We start from the raw sequence: 13,694 nt of genomic DNA, 5'->3' as shown, positions 1-13,694 counted from the left end.
AAGTTGACGGCCCGTTCATTTTGCTCCGCGCAAACGCCCGCAAGGGGTTGCCGCATGGGCCTGTGGCTCTATCATAAGGCGCAGAACCGACAGCCCGGCCATGGCGGCGAGTCGGCAGCATCATTGCCTGAAAGCCTGCCTCACGTGACCCAGACCGTCCTTATTGCCGATGACCACCCGCTCTTCCGCCAGGCGCTCAGCCTCGCCGTCAACCGGGTCCTGCCACAGGCGCGCATCATCGAGGCCGGAACCCTGACCGCCGCCGCCCGCGCCGCTGCGGATGCCAGCGACCTTGCCCTCATCACGCTGGATCTGAAAATGCCGGGCGCGGTGGGCTATTCGGGCATCGCGCTGCTCCACGCGGAAAAGCCCGATGTGCCGATCCTCGTCGTTTCCAGCGCAGAAGGCAGCGCCGCGCCGCAGGAAGCACGCGCCTTCGGAGCCATCGGTTTCCTGTCCAAAGACAGCGACCTGTCCGCCATCGAGGCGGTCATCGCCGACACGCTGGGCGCCGCCGCACCCGCCGCGCCCGATACGCACGGCGAACTCGACACCATCCGCCGCGAGGTCGCAGGCCTGACGCCAACGCAATTGAAAGTGCTGCTGGCCGTGCTGGACGGGCAATTGAACAAACAGATCGCCCATAATCTCGGCATCGCAGAGGCCACCGTCAAGGCCCATATGACCGCGATCATGCGCAAGCTCGACGTGCGCAACCGAACCCAGGCGGCGCTGGTGGCGCGGTCTTTGGGGCTGGATTTGAAGGGGTAAGGGTTGAGAGGTTTAGAAGTGGCCTCCGGCGGGTTAAGGGCGGGGGCCCTTAACAATCCCGGTAATGGGATGGTGGTTTAAGGGCAGCTTTGTGTGTGGCTTGTTAAAGCCTGCGGCACTGCAAGGTTATGCTGATTGGCGCCGCAGGCTTTCACATTCCAAACGGCGCGTCCGACACCAAACGCCGAACCCATGGCGCAACGCATACAGTAACGGGAGCGCGAGGGACTCGTCCCTCGCATCTATCTCTTCTAAAACCCCTTAAACCCTAAACCCCCGCCAAAAACCCCTCAATCCCGGTAGCATTGGCGGGCTTGGCCATCATCACCACGCCCATCGCCACGGCCCGCTCACGAATCGCCGGATTCGTCTCGGCGGTGATCAGCATCGCGGGCAAACCGCTTTGTTCGGCGCGCAGGCTTTCCACCACGCTCAGCCCATCCTCGTCCGTGTCCAGCCGATAGTCGGCCAGCACGGCATCCACCGCCCCCTTGCGCAGGATCGCGCGGGCCGCGTCGCCATCCTCGGCGCCATAGGGATGGTGGCCCAGCGCGGTCAGCAGCGCGGCGGTGGCCTCCACGGTCAGCGGGTCATTGTCGAGCACCAGCACATTGAGCGCGCGCGCATGGGCGGCCACGCTGCCGGGCGGCGGGGCGGCGCTGGGCAGGCTCATCGTCACCGCGTCCTGCGCGGCGGGCAGGGTCAGGCTAAACCGACTACCCCGCCCGACATTGGACACCACCTCGATCCGTGCGCCCAGCAGGCGCGCGATCCGCCGCGAAAGCGCCAGCCCCAACCCCAGCCCTTCGGCCTCGACCTCGCCAAGGCGGGTGAATTCGCCAAAGATCGCCTCGCGCTGTTCGGGCGGAATGCCCACGCCGGTGTCGATGACATCAATGCGCAATTCCTCGCCCTGCGCCTCATGCCGCCAACGCGCGCCCACCAGCACCCCGCCATCGAGCGTATAGCGTAACGCATTGGTGATGAAATTCTGGAGCAGCGAGCGCAGCAGCCCCGGGTCGGTGCGCAGCACCATGGCCCGCGCGCCCATCCGCGCCAGCCTCAGTTCCAGCCCCTTCTGTTCGGCCATAGGACGGAAATTTTCGACCAGATCGCTCAGGAAAGGCCCCAAGAGAAGCGGTTCCGGCCGCGCCTGTACCCCGCCTGCGTCCAGCTTGGAAATATCGAGCAGCGCGCGCAGCAGATCCTCGGCGGCCACAATCGCATTGTCCACCCGCCCCACCAACACCCGCGAATGTTCCGGCACATCGCGCGCCAGAGCCGCCGTAAACAGCCGTGCGGCATGCAAAGGCTGCAACAGATCATGGCTGGCCGCTGCCAGAAACCGCGTCTTGTCGCGGTCGGCCTGCGCCAGACGCTGGTTCGCCTCGGACAATTCATGCGTCCGCTCGGCCACGCGGGTCTCCATCCTCGCCAGCGTGCGCTTCAATTCGGCGCGCACCTGCGCCTCGGCGGTAATATCGATGAAGCTGGTGACATAGCCCCCGCCCGGCATCGGCCCGCCCACCATCTTGATGACCTGACCATCGGGGCGATAGCGCTCGAACGTGTATTCCTGCGCACGGCGCAAATGGCGCAGGCGCTTTTCCACCTCATGCTCGACATCGGCCCCCGCGCCGAAATCGCCGCGCCGCGCATTGTGGCGGATCAGATCGGCCACCGGCGCGCCCACATAGAGCAGCCCAACCGGGTAATCGAACAATTGCTCATAGCGCGTGTTCCACGCCACCAGCTTCTGTTCGCCATCGACCACGCTGATGCCCGCCTCGATATTCTCGAATGTCGCGGCCAGCAATTGTCGGGAAAATGTCAGCGATTGCCCGCGTTCGTCGAGCAGGCGCGTCACGGCGGCAAGGCTCATCGTGCCCCCCGCCATTGCGCTGGCCACCAACGCCCGCGCGCTGCTGGCCCCCACCACGGCGGCGATCAGCTTGCGCGCGCGCTGGGCCGAGCGGCTGTCGATGGCCATGCCGCGCCGCGCCTCGGCAAATTCGCGTTCGGCGCGTTCGTGGCCGATGAAGCTGGCGGTCAGGTCTTTCAGGTCCGACAGATCCGACACCTGCCGCTGCCACCCCATCAGCGAGGGCAGCGGATTGCCCGCCCCCCGCCGCGCCGAAACGGCCAGGAACATCGCCAGATTAACCCCCAGCGACCACAGCACCCCATGCACCAGCGGCGGCGCATGACCAATGCCCAGCAGCCGCAGCGGATCGAGCGGCCCCGCCGCCAGCCACGCCCGCCATTCTTCGGGCAGGATCGGCGGCAGCGCCAGCGTATAGAGCCACAGCACCAGCCCCGCGCCAAGGCTGGCCCGCGCAGCCATGCCATCGCGGTTTCCGCCAAACACGGCGAGGATCATATGCGGCGTAAATTGCGCCATCGCGGCAAAGGCCACCAGCCCGATCGAGGCCAAAGTCTGACGCGGGGAAACCAGTTCGGCCCATGTCAGCGCCAGCGCAATGACCCCCACGATCGAGGCCCGCCGCACCAGCAGCATCCGCCGCCCCAGCACGCCCGCTTCCGCGCCCGCGCCCACCCCGCCGCGCAGCAGCGAGGGAAAGATCAGATCGTTCGACACCATGGCCGACAGCGCGGTGGCGTCGGTAATCACCATGGCGGCGGCCGCGCTGATCCCGCCGATCAGGGCGGCGGCGGCAATAAACCCGTGGCCCGAGGCCAGCGGCAGGTAAAGCACATAGAAATCGGGCGCCACCCCATGCCCCAGCGCAATGATCCCCGCCCATGCAATCGGCACGATCAGCAGCACCATCGCCAGCACATAGGCCACCACGCCCCAGCGCGCGCGCGGCAGATCATCCACATCGCGCGCCTCGACCAGCGCCATATAGAACTGGCGCGGCAGGACGAGGATCGCGCAGGCCGAAATCAGCGCAATCACCCAAGTTTCGAGCGAAATATCCTCGGCACGGAAATGACGCGCCAGCTGGGCTACGCCGCGCTCGGCGCTGGGGGCGTCGGCATGCATGACAATGCCCACCGCCAGCGCCGCCACCAGAAACAGCGCCAGCAGCTTGATCCCCGATTCCAGCGCGATGGCATAGACCATGCCCTCGGACCGGCCCGAGCGTTCAAACCGCCGCGCGCCGAACAGGATCGCAAACAGCGCCAAAAGCCCCGCCGCGCCCAGCATCGTGGGCGCGACCACTGCATCGCCATTGCCGGTGATGATCGCCATCGCCGTGCCGATGGATCGCAATTGCAGCGCCATATAGGGCACGCTGCCCGCCAGCGCGATCACCGTGACCAGCCGCGCCACCACCACATCATGGCCGAAACGCGCCGCAATAAAGTCGGAAGGGGTGGTTGCCTGCGTTTCGCGCAAAGTGGCCGAAAGGCGGCGCAGAAAGCCCGGCGCCAGCGCCAGCAGCGTGATCGGCGCAAGATAAATGGGCAGGAAATTCCACCCCTCGCGCACCACGCTGCCCACCGCGCCATAGATGGTCCAACTGGAGCAATAGACCCCCAGCGCCAGCGTATAGGCCCCCAACCGCAGGCGTTTCAGCCCCGGTTGCGCCAATCGCAGCCGCCCGCGCGGTCTTTCACCATAAGCCTCGGCCAGCGCGGCCACCGCAAAGAGCAGGCCGATCCAGCCCAATGCAAACAGCGCCGCCGTGCCCAAACCCATGACCAATTCCCCTATGGACCGGTGTTAGCCCATGGAGGCGGGTGAAGCCAAGCGTCGATCAGGCCGCCTTCGTCAACTCCAGCGCGCTGGCAATCGCGGCGAGGAACTGATCGGTGGCATTTTCCCATGTAAAGCCCGCGCCGAACGCCGCAGCCCCGGCCCGCGACAGGCCCAGCGCGCGCGCCACCGCCGCGTCCAGATCCTCGTCCAGCGCGGCGATTGGTTCAGGGGCAATCCCCCCCTCGCCGCGCCCATCCGCGCCCAGAATGTCGAGCGGCCCGGCTACCGGATAGGCCGCCACCGGCACCCCGCAGGCCAGCGCCTCGATGATGACCAGCCCGAATGTGTCGGTGCGGCTGGGGAATACAAAGCAATCGGCAGCGCGATAGGCGGCCGCCAGCGCCGCGCCGCTCCTGGGGCCAAGGAAATGCACATGCGGGTATCGCCGCTGCATCTCGGCCAGCGCAGGGCCATCGCCCACCACCACCTTGCTGCCGGCGGTGTTCAGCTCGCAGAACGCTTCAAGGTTCTTTTCCGGCGCCACCCGGCCCACGTTCAGCAGGATCGGGCGCGGCAGATCGGCCATATCCGCCGCCACCGGCCCATCGGGGGTGAACAGCGCATGGTCGATGCCCCGGCTCCAGCGCCGCGTCTGGGCCAATCCGCGCGCGGCCAGTTCGAGGTCGAGGCTGGGCGTGGCCACCATGATCGCGCGTGATGCGCCGTGGAAACGCTGCATCACCGGCCAGAACCATTCGGCCGAAAGCCCCGAGCGCAGTGCCAGATATTCGGGAAAGCGCGTGTGAAAGGCGCTGGTATAAGGCACCCCGCGCGACCGGCACCAACCGCGCGCGGCCCAGCCGATCGGGCCTTCGGTGGCGATATGCACGATGTCGGGGCGATAGGTGTCGAGCATCCGCCGCGCATTGAAACGCGGCGCCACGGCCAGCCGGATCTGGGCATAGCCGGGCATCGGCATGGTCAGAAACCGGTCGGGGGTGATCATCTCGACCGCTGCCCCGCGCCCGCGCAAATGCTCGACCGTGGCGGCCAGTGTGCGCACCACGCCATTGACCTGAGGGAACCACGCATCGCTGGCGATTGCAATCCGGGGAGCGGTCACGCAGGCACGCCCGTCGGCATAGCCTCATGGGCGACCGGGGCCTTGTCGACGAAATTTTCGGCGGCATTCTTCTTCAATTCGGCCAGCCAGTCGATGATGCTCATCTGGCCCGCGAAATCCTCGACCAGCGCGGTGCAGCTTTCCACCCAGTCGCCATCATTATAATAGGTGATCGCGCCGAACTGGCGGATTTCGGCCGAATGGATATGGCCGCACACCACACCATCGACACCCCGCTCGGCGGCGGCATGGGCCACGGCTTCCTCATAGCGGGTGATGAACTGGACCGCGTTCTTGACCCGCTTTTTCAGGTAAGCCGAAAGCGACCAGTAAGGCAGATGCATCCGCCGCCGCACCGCGTTGAACGTGGTGTTGACCCGCAGCATCAGCTCATAGGCCTTGTCACCCAGAAAGGCGAGCCAGCGGTGATAGAGCACGATGGCATCAAACGCATCGCCATGCACCACCAGCAAGCGGCGACCGTCAGCCGTGGTGTGGATTGCATCGAGCAGCAATTCCACCCCGCCAAAGGTCAGGCCCGCATAGGGGCGCAGCATCTCGTCATGATTGCCGCAGATGAAGACAACCCGCGTGCCGCGATGCGCCATCTTCAGAATGCGGCGCAGCACCTCATTATGCGCGTCGGGCCAGTACCAGCCCTTTTTCAGCCGCCAACCGTCGATAATGTCGCCCACCAGATAGAGCGTCTCGGTTTCCACCGAGCGCAGGAAGCTGACCAACATATCGGCATTGCAGCCGCGCGTGCCCAGATGGACATCGGAAATCCACACCGTGCGATAGCGCCGCTTGGGCCGCAGCCCCTTGGGATCGGGCGCTTCGGGCAGATCGAGCCAAGAGGCGATCCCGCCCTTGGCCGAAACGACCGCCGCGTCGCCATCCAGCGCCACGCGATTGCCCCCTTCGCCAAACAGAAAAGCCGTCTGAGCCGGATCGAGCCCCGAAGCAAAAGCAGCGCGCGCCATGACATATCCCCGATAGAACCCGTTGCGCGCGGATTATATCAGGCAAATTGCACCGCCATGACGGGGCCAAGTCAGAACTGTGACAGAACCGCGATTAGGGCAGATCAGCCGCGCTTTCCACGCTGAGCCGATGCGGGGTCAGGCCCATCATCTCGGCCAGAACGCGCAGATCCTTGGCGCAGGCATCGGTATAGAGCGGGGCCATTGCGTGAGTCGTCGCCAGCACCAGCTTGCGCCCGGAAATGGTCAGCGAGGATGCCTCCAGCACCTCGCCCGCGCCCGCGCAGAACCGGCGGGCCAGCCGCGTGGCCATGCCCCAGATCACCGCCTCGCGCAGATCCTGCAAGGGGGCCAGCCGGGGCAGCTCGGTCGGGATCTCGGCCTGCCCGCTGTTGGCCAGCACGGCCATGGCGATCATCGCCCGCCCGGCCTCATCCACGCCCAGCCAGCGTTTGCGCAGCGCCCATTGCGCGGCCTGTTCGGCGCGCAGATTGGGCTCCGAGCGCAAAGAGGCCAGCGCCAGCATCACCGCCGCGCGGCGCAGATTGTCCGGCCCGGCATAGCCCAGCCGCGCGGTCCAGCGCGCCACCAGTTCAGCCGCCCCGGACAGGCCCGGCTGCTGCATTTCAACAAAGGCGACAACACCCGCCAGCAAGGGGTCCTGCCCCGCCGTCTTCGCGCCCATCGTGCCCGCCAGCAAACCTTCGCGCAGACCCCAGCCCGAGAAAACCACGCGGGAGGGATGCAATTCCTTGACCAGCTGGCCCAGCAAGGCCCCAGCATCGGCAAGGCTGGCCAGACGCGAGGCCGAAACCCCGTTGATCGGCGCCAGCGCGGCCCCGCGCGCGGTCTTGGATTGCAAGGCGCGCACCGCCGAGAGCACTTCCTCGGGCGAGAGTTCATAGGCATGGGGATCATCGATCGGCCAGTTCACCTGCTCCATGGCGAAGCGGGCAAACGCGCGCAGCGAACCGCCCACCAGATAGAGCACCTGACCCGAATGGGCGTCCCAGTCCTGCCCTTTGAGCATGCGGTGGATGCGGCGGGCGAATTTCTCGCTGCCATCCACCCGCATCGCCGCCAGACGCAGCGTGCCGAGCGGCAGCGAAATGCCGTGGGTGCAGCGCCCGCCGCCCTTGGCATCGCCCTCGATGTCGATCAATTCGAGCGAGCCGCCACCCAGATCCGCAACGATCCCGCAGGCGCCCGGAAAGGCCGAGAGCACGCCGCGCGCGCTGGCCACGGCCTCTTCCTCGCCCGAGAGCAGCCGGGGCTCAAGGCCAAGGGCGGCCACCTGTTCAAGAAATTCGCCGCCATTGGCCGCATCGCGCGCCGCCGCCGTCGCCACGGTCTGAACATCGTCCACCCCGCGCAATTTCAGGATGATGGCAAAACGCGCCAGCGCGCCCAGCGCCGAGGCGATGCCCTTGGCCGACAGCATCCCGCTTTCGGCCACGCCCTTGCCCAGACGCGCGGTGACCTTTTCATTGAACAGCACCACCGGCGCGCGCACCGGCCCGCCATAGATGACCAGACGCACGGTATTGGAACCAATGTCGATAATCGCGCGCTGATCCTGCGCGGACGGAAAAGAAGCGGGGAGGCGAATCATAGTTTTCCGCTTTACGCCCGACCTCGGCGCAGCGCCAGTTTGGGCACCTTGCGCCCCGAACCCAGCGATGCCCCGCGCCCCGACAGCGAAGGATTGGTCATGAAATAGCGATGCGCGTTAAAGGGCTGCTCGCCGATTTCCGCGCGTTTGTAATGGCCATCGGCGCCCAGCAGCCAGCTTTGCTCGCTGTCCAGCAGATTGGCCATCATCACCTGATCGAGCACCTGATCGTGCACGGTCTTGTTGCGGATCGGCACCAAAACCTCGACGCGGCGGTCAAGGTTGCGGCTCATGCCGTCGGCGCTGGAGATGAAGACGCGGGCGCGCGGATTGGGCAGCGCCGCGCCGCCCGCAAAGGCCCAGACGCGGGTATGCTCAAGAAAGCGCCCGATGATCGATTTGACCGTGATGTTTTCCGACAGACCCGGAATGCCGGGGCGCAGACAGCAGATGCCGCGCACCACCAGCCGCACCTCAACGCCTGCGCAGCTTGCCTCATAGAGCCGGTCGATGAGCTGGCTGTCGGTCAACGAGTTGAGCTTGCCCCAGATCTGGGCAGGCTTGCCCGCCTTGGCGTTGGCGATCTCGCGCTCGATGCTGCCATAGATACGTTCGCGCAACGACACCGGCGCGACCGCAAGCAAGGCCGTGCGGCGCGGTTCGACATAGCCGGTGATGAAGTTGAAGATCTGATTCGCGTCGCGCCCGATGGCCTGATCGGCGGTGAAATAGGACAGGTCGGTATAGATGCGGGCCGTGATCGGGTGGTAATTGCCCGTGCCAAAGTGGCAATAGGTGCGATAGGCAAGCCCCCCATCGCTGTCCTTTTCGCTGCGCACGACCATGCTGATCTTGGCGTGGGTTTTCCAGTCGACAAAGCCGTAGATCACCTGAACCCCGGCATTTTCGAGCTGGCTGGCCCAGTGCAGGTTCTGCTCCTCGTCAAAGCGGGCTTTCAATTCCACCACGGCGGTGACGGACTTGCCCGCCTCGGCCGCGGCGCACAGCGCATTGATGATCGAGGACTGTTTGCCCGCGCGATAGAGCGTCTGCTTGATCGCCACCACATCCGGGTCGGCGGCGGCCTGGCGCAGGAAGTCGATGACGACCTCGAAGCTCTCATACGGGTGGTGAACCACCAGATCCTTTTCGCGGATGGCCGAGAAAATATCGCCATCATGCTCAAGGATGCGTTCGGGATAGCGCGGCGAATAGGGCGCGAATTTCAGCTCGGGGCGCTTTTCATCCACAATGGCCGACAGGCCCGCCATGTCGATCGGCCCATGGCTGCGGATGATGATCGCATGATCGAGCCGCAACTGATCGCGCAGCAATTGCTCGGCCTCGGGCAGGAAATCGCCCTGAAGCTGGAGCATGATGACGCTGCCCCGGCGGCGGCGCTGGATCGCGGTGCGGAAATAGCGCACCAGATCCTCGGCATCTTCCTCGATTTCGATGTCGCTGTCGCGCAGCACGCGGAACACGCCATGGCCCAGCACCTGAAAACCGGGAAACAGGCTTTCAGCATTGAGCCAGATGACATCGGCAATCGAGACATAAGCCGCCTCATCGTCGCCCGGAATGCGGACATAGCGCGGCAGGGCGGCCGGGATCAGCACCATCTCCATCACCTGCGCGCCATCGGCAATCCGCGTCAGGCTCATCATCACGCCCATGCCGCCATTGGTGACAAAAGGGAAAGGATGCGCCGGATCGATGGCCTGCGGGGTGATGACGGGCAGGATGCGATCAAGGAAGTAATCCTTGAGCCAGCGCGACTGCACCGCATCGAGGCTGCGCCCGCCCCGGTCGCCCACCACATGGATGCCCTCGCCCTCCAGCGCCTCGCGCAGTTCGAGCCAGATCTCCTGCTGCATCGCCTCCAGCCGCATCACCTCGTCGCGGATCGCGGCCAGCTGGCGCGGCGGGGCAAGGCCGTCGATGGAAACCTCGGCAATATGGCGGCGCACCTGTCCGGCAAGCCCGGCCACGCGCACCATTAGGAATTCATCCAGATTGTTGCCCGAAATCGAGAGAAACCGCAGCCTTTCGAGCAGCGGATATTCCTTGCGCCGCGCCTCTTCCAGCACCCGCTGGTTAAAGGTCAGCCACGAGAGTTCGCGGTTGAAGAAGCGGTCGGGAATGGCCTTGATCGCGGCCAGATCGCTGCTGATGGGCGGAGTTTCGGCAACAGAAGCGGCAAGAGCGTCCATGATATTCCTCGACAAGGTGGGCAAGCACAGGCCCGCCCTCCCGACATAAGGTTACACTAGGATGACAGGGGAATGCCGCAAGGGCAATAATGCCCTTTTATCCCCGCCCGCGATAGGAAGCCACGCCTTGCTCTGGCACCCACAGCCCTTCGGGCGCGGCGCCCGATTGCCAGAACACGTCGATGGGGATGCCGCCGCGCGGATACCAGTAGCCGCCGATGCGCAACCATTTCGGACGCATTTCGTCGAACAGGCGCTGGCCGATTCCCACCGTCACATCCTCGTGGAAACCGGCATGATTGCGGAACGAACCGAGGAAGAGTTTCAAAGACTTGCTCTCCACAATCGTCTGATCGGGGGCATAATCGATGACGATATGGGCAAAGTCCGGTTGCCCCGTAACGGGGCACAAAGACGTGAATTCCGGCGCGGCAAAGCGCGTCAGATACAGGCTGCCCACGCGCGGATTGGGCACATAATCCAGCACCGCCTCATCAGGCGAAGCGGGCAGGCCGGTGTTCTGGCCAAGGAATTTGGGGGCAAGCGGCGCGTCATGGGAATTGCTCATGCCATCCCCATGCCACCCCCGCCCCTCCGAGACAAGACCGCCCGTCCGATACAACCCGATACCGGCCGACAGGGCAGGGTTAAGGCTTCAGGCACCTCCGGATAGGTGCAAGTCACAACTAGGATTAGCCCGCGCCCCAGATTATTTCTCGGATAACCAGTATGGAGCGACAAGGGCGCGATGCGCAAATTGTTCAGATCCGGCCAAAGTGAGCGGGGCGCCCCGGTCGCCGTGCCGCGCCGTCCGGCGGGGCTCGTAGTCTTGCGTCGCGCGGTCGCGGGGCTGATGCTGGGCGGGGCGATGGCCGCCGGGACGGTGCTGGGGGCGCCGCCCACGGGCGCGCAATCCATCGACATTTTCGGCCCGCCCTCCGGCGCCGCGCCCTCGGCGCCCGCAACCGGAACGGCCAGCGTCAAGAATCCTGTGGCCAAGGAGAGTTCGGCGCTAAAGCCCGCCCCGCGCCAAGATATTGGCACGGCGAGGGAAAACCGCCCCGCCGAAAGCACCCGACCGCCCCGTCGCCGCCATACCAGCCAACCCCCGGCCGCGCAGACGCCCCCTTTGCCGCCGATAGCCGCCCCCACCTACGCAGCGCCGGTTACGCCGGTTGCGCCGGTTGCGCCGGTTGCGCCGGTTGCGTCGTCGGTTCCAGCGCGCGCGCACGCCGAGGCCGCCGGGCGCGCGGCGACCACACCGAACGCCCGCCCGCTGGCGCGCGATATGCTTTATCCGCTGGGCATCGGGTTCGGGCTGGCCTCGGAACTGGGGGTTCTGTGGCTGATCCTGCGCCGGCGCGCGCGGCGGGCCAAACGGGCTCTGGATGAGGCCCAGCCCGAGCCCACGCCATTTCTGCGCAAAACACCCAAGGCCGCGCGCCCGGCGGCTGCCTCCATCTCTGCTGCCGCTGCATCGCATGAAGAGGATCATCCCTCCACCATCGCCCGGCTGCTTGATCGCGCCAATGCGGTGGATCATGACAATGCGGTAGATGATGACGATGCGCACCCAGCCGCTGCCCGTCCTGCCGCTGCCTTTGCCAATTTTGCCTGTGTCGGCGCACAGGATGAGAGCACGTCCGAACCATCGCCAGCCGCAGACGTCACGCTCCGGGCGCCCGCCCTCAGCCCGAATCCCGTCCATGACTTTGCCCCCGAACCGGCCCCCGCCCCGCACGCTGAGCCCGAAGAGGAGGCGCCCGCGCGCGGAGTGTTCAAGCCGTCGCCCCTGTTCAACCGGATCCAACCGGCCGCGCCCGCGCCCATCGCTCCGCCCGATCCGCTGATCATCCGTTTTGAGGCTTTGCGGTTGAGCACCAGCGCGTCGCGCATCGAATTGCGTTTCCGCGTGACGCTGCGCAACCAAGGCGCGGGGGCGCTGGGCCCGATTCGCGTGGACAGTTGCATGAGCACGCCCGAGGGCGATCTGCCTGACACCGCGCTGGCGCATAGTCTGGCCACGCTGATGCCGGGCGAGGAAGCCGCGATTGCCGAGGAATGGCGCGTGCCCGTGGCCATATTGCCCACATTGCGGCTGGGGACGATGCGTTTGCTGGTCGGCGCGGCGCGAATCTTCGTTACGGTCGAGGGCGCATCGGCCCATCGTTTTCAGGACCGCAGCTTTCTGATCGGTCTGCCCGAGGAAGGGGGACGATTGGTGCCGATTCCGCTGGATGGCGGGGCGCATCTGTACGATAATCTGCTGGTGCAAAGCATTGCGCACAAGCAGGGGTAGAGCATACCTTCGCACTTGCAATATAATACTTTAGGTCAATATAAAGTTCATAGCAGCCCGTTTCTCGACAAAACTGTTTGCGTCGATCACAATTCGGGCCTAGATTTTTCGCTTTCGCAGCGAAGGAGGAGCGCCGGCGAATGGAAAGCCTGGTGACAACCCAGTGGCTGGCTGATGATATGGAGGCGTGCGATCTGCGCATCGTCGACGCCAGCAGCCACTTGCCCGACGCGGGTCGCAACGCGAAGGACGAATATGAAACGGGGCATATCCCCGGTGCGGTGTTCATGGATCTGGCCGATCTGGCCGATCCGGGGGCGAGGATCGAAAACACCCTGCCCGGGCCTGAGCGTTTCGCCAGCCGGATGCAGTCGCTCGGCCTTGGCGATGGCAGCCGCATCGTGCTTTACGACGACTCGGCCATCCACAGCGCGGCGCGCGCATGGTTCATGCTCAAACTGTTCGGGGCGCAGAATGTGGCGATCCTGGATGGCGGACTTGCCAAATGGCATGCCGAGGCGCGCAAGGTGGAGGAAGGCGACAAGAAATTGCGCCATCGCCATTACACCGCATGGCAGGCATCGGAAAAGCTGCGCGACAAGCTGTCCGTGCTGGCCAATATCGGCACGCGGGCGGAACAGGTGGTCGATGCGCGCGGCGCCGCACGTTTTGCAGGCAGCGCGCCCGAACCGCGCCCCGGCATGGCGGCGGGCCATATCCCCGGCGCTTTCAACGTGCCCTATACGCAAATGTATCGGGCCGACGGCACGTTCAAAGACGCCAAGGGCATCCGCGAGGCGTTTGAGAGCGTGGGCATCGACCTGTCCCGCCCGATCATCACCTCCTGCGGCAGCGGCGTCACTGCCTGCGTGCTGATTTTCGCGCTGCATCTGATCGGCAAGGAAGATGTCGCGCTTTATGACGGCAGTTGGGCCGAATGGGGCGCGGACCCCGCCATGCCCAAAGAAACCGGCCCGGCGCAATATAACGCGGCCAGAGTTTGAAAACCGGGGCCTGACGATTTGG

General features: G+C 65.5%; 9 protein-coding genes. 3 read left to right on the top strand and 6 right to left on the bottom strand.

Translation table 11 applies throughout. From position 1 onward, the window contains the following. The first annotated feature begins 144 nt into the window (after positions 1–144). Positions 145–771, top strand: a complete 627-nt coding sequence (locus GGR38_RS10025; protein WP_183625452.1) for a LuxR C-terminal-related transcriptional regulator — start codon at positions 145–147, stop codon at positions 769–771. 268 nt (positions 772–1,039) lie between these two features. Here GGR38_RS10025 and GGR38_RS10020 read toward each other — a convergent pair whose 3' ends face one another. From GGR38_RS10020 to queF, 6 genes are all read right to left on the bottom strand, one after another. Next, on the bottom strand, positions 1,040–4,438 hold the full coding sequence (locus tag GGR38_RS10020) for a hybrid sensor histidine kinase/response regulator (protein ID WP_183625094.1): 3,399 nt from the start codon (positions 4,436–4,438) through the stop codon (positions 1,040–1,042). A 58-nt stretch (positions 4,439–4,496) separates the two neighbouring features. After that, a complete protein-coding gene (locus GGR38_RS10015; RefSeq protein WP_183625092.1) occupies positions 4,497–5,561 on the bottom strand; it encodes a glycosyltransferase in 1,065 nt (354 codons plus the stop codon). Then, positions 5,558–6,544 carry a UDP-2,3-diacylglucosamine diphosphatase gene (locus GGR38_RS10010; RefSeq protein ID WP_183625090.1) on the bottom strand — a complete coding sequence of 329 codons (987 nt, stop codon included), beginning with the start codon at positions 6,542–6,544 and terminating at the stop codon, positions 5,558–5,560. The genes GGR38_RS10015 and GGR38_RS10010 overlap by 4 nt, the downstream gene beginning before the upstream one ends. 94 nt (positions 6,545–6,638) lie before the next feature. After that, a complete protein-coding gene (locus GGR38_RS10005) occupies positions 6,639–8,156 on the bottom strand; it encodes a Ppx/GppA phosphatase family protein (protein WP_183625088.1) in 1,518 nt (505 codons plus the stop codon). A gap of 11 nt (positions 8,157–8,167) precedes the next feature. Next, positions 8,168–10,369 (bottom strand): RNA degradosome polyphosphate kinase, encoded by a 2,202-nt coding sequence (locus GGR38_RS10000; protein ID WP_183625086.1) that lies wholly within the window; start codon positions 10,367–10,369, stop codon positions 8,168–8,170. Between the two features lie 97 nt (positions 10,370–10,466). Beyond that, on the bottom strand, positions 10,467–10,937 hold the full coding sequence (gene queF / locus GGR38_RS09995) for a preQ(1) synthase (protein ID WP_183625084.1): 471 nt from the start codon (positions 10,935–10,937) through the stop codon (positions 10,467–10,469). Between the two features lie 261 nt (positions 10,938–11,198). Between queF and GGR38_RS09990 the strand changes: the two genes are divergently transcribed. Next, positions 11,199–12,668 carry a hypothetical protein gene (locus GGR38_RS09990; protein ID WP_183625081.1) on the top strand — a complete coding sequence of 490 codons (1,470 nt, stop codon included), beginning with the start codon at positions 11,199–11,201 and terminating at the stop codon, positions 12,666–12,668. A 140-nt stretch (positions 12,669–12,808) separates the two neighbouring features. After that, a complete protein-coding gene (gene sseA / locus GGR38_RS09985) occupies positions 12,809–13,672 on the top strand; it encodes a 3-mercaptopyruvate sulfurtransferase (RefSeq protein WP_183625079.1) in 864 nt (287 codons plus the stop codon). The last annotated feature ends 22 nt before the right edge of the window (positions 13,673–13,694 follow it).

The sequence above is a fragment of the Novosphingobium sediminicola genome (genome assembly GCF_014196525.1).
Classification (GTDB): domain Bacteria; phylum Pseudomonadota; class Alphaproteobacteria; order Sphingomonadales; family Sphingomonadaceae; genus Novosphingobium; species Novosphingobium sediminicola.
This window is presented reverse-complemented; position numbering and strand designations above follow the sequence as displayed.